We start from the raw sequence: 3,813 nt of genomic DNA, 5'->3' as shown, positions 1-3,813 counted from the left end.
CACCGACGTTGAAGCTCGCCACGGTCAACACGTTGTCCACGTCGACGTCATTGGTCAGCACGTTGCCGGTGGCAACCGTATCTTCCTGCGCGCTGCCGGTATCAGCCTTAAGAACACTCGGATCATCCACCGCCACAATGTTCACGTTCAGCGTGCTGCTGGAACCCGTGTTGGTGGTGTAGCCGATTTGCGGCACATCACCATTGAAGTCTTTAACCGGGGTGAAGGTGTAGGCGCCGTTCGCACCGATGGTGATCGAACCCACGCCTGTAATGACGGCGGTTTGGCCAGCGGTGTAGGTGGTGCCACCGACGTTGAAGCTCGCCACGGTCAACACGTTGTCCACGTCGCTGTCGTTGGTCAGCACGTTGCCGGTTGCAACCGTATCTTCCTTCGCACTGCCGGTATCAGCCTTGAGGACACTCGGATCATCCACCGCCACGATGTTCACATTCAGCGTGCTGCTGGAGCCGGTGTTGGTGGTGTAGCCGATTTGCGGCACGTCGCCGTTAAAGTCTTTGACCGGCGTGAAGGTGTACGCACCGTTGGCACCGATGGTGATCGAACCCACGCCCGCGATGACGGCGGTTTGGCCGGCGGTGTAAGTGGTTCCACCCACATTGAAGGAGGCAACGGTCAGCACGTTATCCACGTCGCTGTCGTTGGTCAGCACGTTGCCGGTGGCAACGGTGTCTTCCTGCGCGCTGCCGATATCAGCTTTCAGAACGCTAGGGTCGTCGACTGCGATGACGTTGATCGGCAACGTAATCGATTCGGACTTCGGCGATGCTGCGCCATCCTGTGCGGTGGCGGTTACGGTGAGGTTCACCAGGCCATTGGTGTCCGGCGCAGGATTAAAGACCAGTGTGGCCTTGTTCCAGCTGCTGATGTCGATGCTCTGGATGCCTGCCGTCGCGGTGAAGGTGTGACCCGCACCGTCGGAAAGGGTCGCGCCGCTCGGAATACCGCTGACCTCCAGCTTGAGCGTCTCGGAACCATCCTTGTCGGTGGCGTAAGCGTCAATCGCGGACAGCTTGATCGCGTGGTCTTCCAGGCCGGTGTTCAGTACCTGGGTGACGCTGATGTTGTCCATCACGCCACCCAGCGAATTGCTGGTAGGCGCCTTGAACTCGAGCTTGGCATCACCGTCAGCGGTGACAGGCACCACGAAGGTGTAGGTCTTCATGCCTACGGTAGTTGCATCCAGGGTGCCCACCTTGACGCCGCCCCAGAAAACGTCGATCACCGAGTTATTCTCGGCCCCCGCACGTGGCGAGTAGTCGACGCTGATAGTGTACGCCGTACCGCTTTCGGCCTTGATGATGGTGTACAGACTGGCGTCGTCGCCGGCATTTTTTTCCAGCTCGATCACCTGGCTGTTGCCCGGGGTGCCGACACCGTAGACGCTGCTTTGGCCAATCTCGACCTTGCCGTCGCTGTTACCGGTCAACCACTGGGTGGCCGCAGGGGTACCGTTACCTGCTGCGTTATTGGCAGCGCCGACCGCGACCGTGCTCCACGAACCGTTGAGAGGGGCGCTGTCGAAGTTGATCGCGGTCACGACGCCGCCGCCGAGCAGGCCCAGGTGCGGGGTGTCGGTCACTGGGGCGATGGTGACTGCGGCAGTGGTATCGGCGCTGGCTTTACCGCCATTGTCGACCGCCGTAAAGGTGAGCGAGGTGCTGCCGCTCCAGTCGCCGGTTGGCGAGAAATAAACCGAGGCTTTGCCGTCGACACCCGCCGGCACTGAGTCGCCGACTTTGAGTTCGGTTTGCAGGGTGGCATCGCTGTATAGCTTGCCGTTTTCCGGCAATGCGGTGATGACGAACTTGGCGACGGTGCCGTCCACATCGGTGCCGCTCAGTACGATCGTCGCCGCATGGTCTTCATCTGCGCCAGCCGGGTTGGCCGCTGCGGTAGGTGCATCGTTGAACAGATCGATGGTGACCTTGCCGGTGGCACTGCCGGTCTGCGGTGGCTCCCGGTCAAGGTTGCCGCCGCCGATGTCGGTGACGTCAATGGTGACACTGCGATCCGTGCCGACCGGGTTATTGCCCGGCGTCTGGAAGGTGATCGCTTCAACCACTTTGGTGAAGTCAGCCGCGCTGCTGCCGGCCGACGAGTTGCTGGTGAGGGTATAGACGATTTTGCCATCGGCGGCACTGCCGCTCTGGGTGATGGTAATCCCGGCAACGGCCAGTGCCTTGAGCACATCGGCACTGCTTAGCAGGTCACCAGACGCCAGTTTATCGACCGTGACCACCACTTTGCTGAAAGTGGTGTTGTCGACGTCGCTGATGCTCAGGTTTTTGACCAGTGCACCGGCCTCGGCTTGCTCGGTGAACGTGGTGCTGTCGAACTGCACCACAGGCGGATCGTTGACCGGAACCACCTTCACCACGGAAGTCACAGGGGCCGAATCGAGCTGGCCATCGTTGACGGTGATGGTCAGTGTGCGGTCGGTCGGGACCGGGTTCTGGCTTTCGCTGGCGAAGTGCACCGAGCGCAGGACTTCCTGGTATTCGGCTTTGGTGGCGTCACCGGACAAGGTCAATACGCCGGTGCCTTTGTCATAGCTGACGGTGATTTTCGCATTGCTTGCATCTGCAATCAGTAAGTCTCCTGCCAGGGGATTGACCAGCGTGACTTTGGCACTTTGCAGGGTACTGTTGTCCACATCGCTGACCGTCAGGTTCGCCGCGATGTAGCCGCCTGGCTTGCCTTCGATGTAGGTGTCGCCGAAGGCATTGGTCGAAGCGTTGCCCAGTACAGGGGCGTCGTTGACGGGGTCGATCTTCACGTCCAGGGTGCTGCTGGAACCGGTGTTGGTGGTGTAGCCGATTTGTGGGACGTCGCCGTTGAAGTCTTTGACTGGGGTGAAGGCGTAAGCGCCGTCGGTGCCGATGGTGATTGTGCCCACACCAGCAATAACAGCGGTCTGGCCTGCTTGGTAGTTAGTGCCATTGACGGTGAAACTGGCGACGGTCAGGACGTTGTCCACGTCGCTGTCATTAGTCAGAACGTTGCCGGTGGCGACGGTGTCTTCTTTCGCGCTGCCGGTATCGGCTTGCAAGACGCTGGCGTCATCGACGGGGTCGATCTTCACGTCAAGGGTGCTGCTGGAACCGGTGTTGGTGGTGTAGCCGATTTGTGGGACGTCGCCGTTGAAGTCTTTGACTGGCGTGAAGGCGTAAGCGCCGTCAGTGCCGATGGTGATCGAGCCAACGCCTGCAATGACGGCGGTTTGGCCGGCGGTGTAAGTGGTTCCACCCACATTGAAGCTGGCAACGGTCAGGACGTTATCGACGTCGCTGTCGTTGGTCAGCACGTTGCCGGTGGCAACAGTGTCTTCTTTCGCGCTACCGGTGTCGGCTTGCAGGACGCTGGCGTCGTCGACCGGGTCGATCTTCACGTCCAAGGTACTGCTGGAACCAGTGTTGGTGGTGTAGCCGATTTGCGGCACATCGCCGTTGAAGTCTTTAACCGGCGTGAAGGCGTAAGCACCGTCGGTGCCGATGGTGATCGAACCCACGCCCGCGATGACGGCGGTTTGGCCGGCGGTGTAAGTGGTTCCACCCACATTGAAGGAGGCAACGGTCAGCACGTTATCCACGTCGCTGTCGTTAGTCAGCACATTGCCGGTGGCGACGGTGTCTTCTTTCGCGCTGCCGGTGTCAGCCTGCAAAACGCTGGCGTCGTCGACCGGGTCGATCTTCACGTCGAGAGTGCTGCTGGAGCCAGTGTTGGTGGTGTAGCCGATTTGCGGCACATCACCATTGAAATCTTTAACCGGGGTGAAGGCGTAAGCGCCGT

The 3,813-nt window shown here is 60.3% G+C and carries 1 protein-coding gene; it reads right to left on the bottom strand.

Annotated features, from left to right (window positions below; genetic code table 11):
- Positions 1 to 3,813: beta strand repeat-containing protein (locus G7025_RS26455; protein WP_181081926.1), on the bottom strand; the 3,813-nt coding region annotated here is incomplete at both ends.

The sequence above is a fragment of the Pseudomonas lurida genome (assembly GCF_013522705.1).
GTDB lineage: Bacteria > Pseudomonadota > Gammaproteobacteria > Pseudomonadales > Pseudomonadaceae > Aquipseudomonas > Aquipseudomonas quebecensis.
The sequence above is the reverse complement of the archived record's forward strand: the minus strand, read 5'-3'. Positions and strand labels throughout refer to the sequence as shown.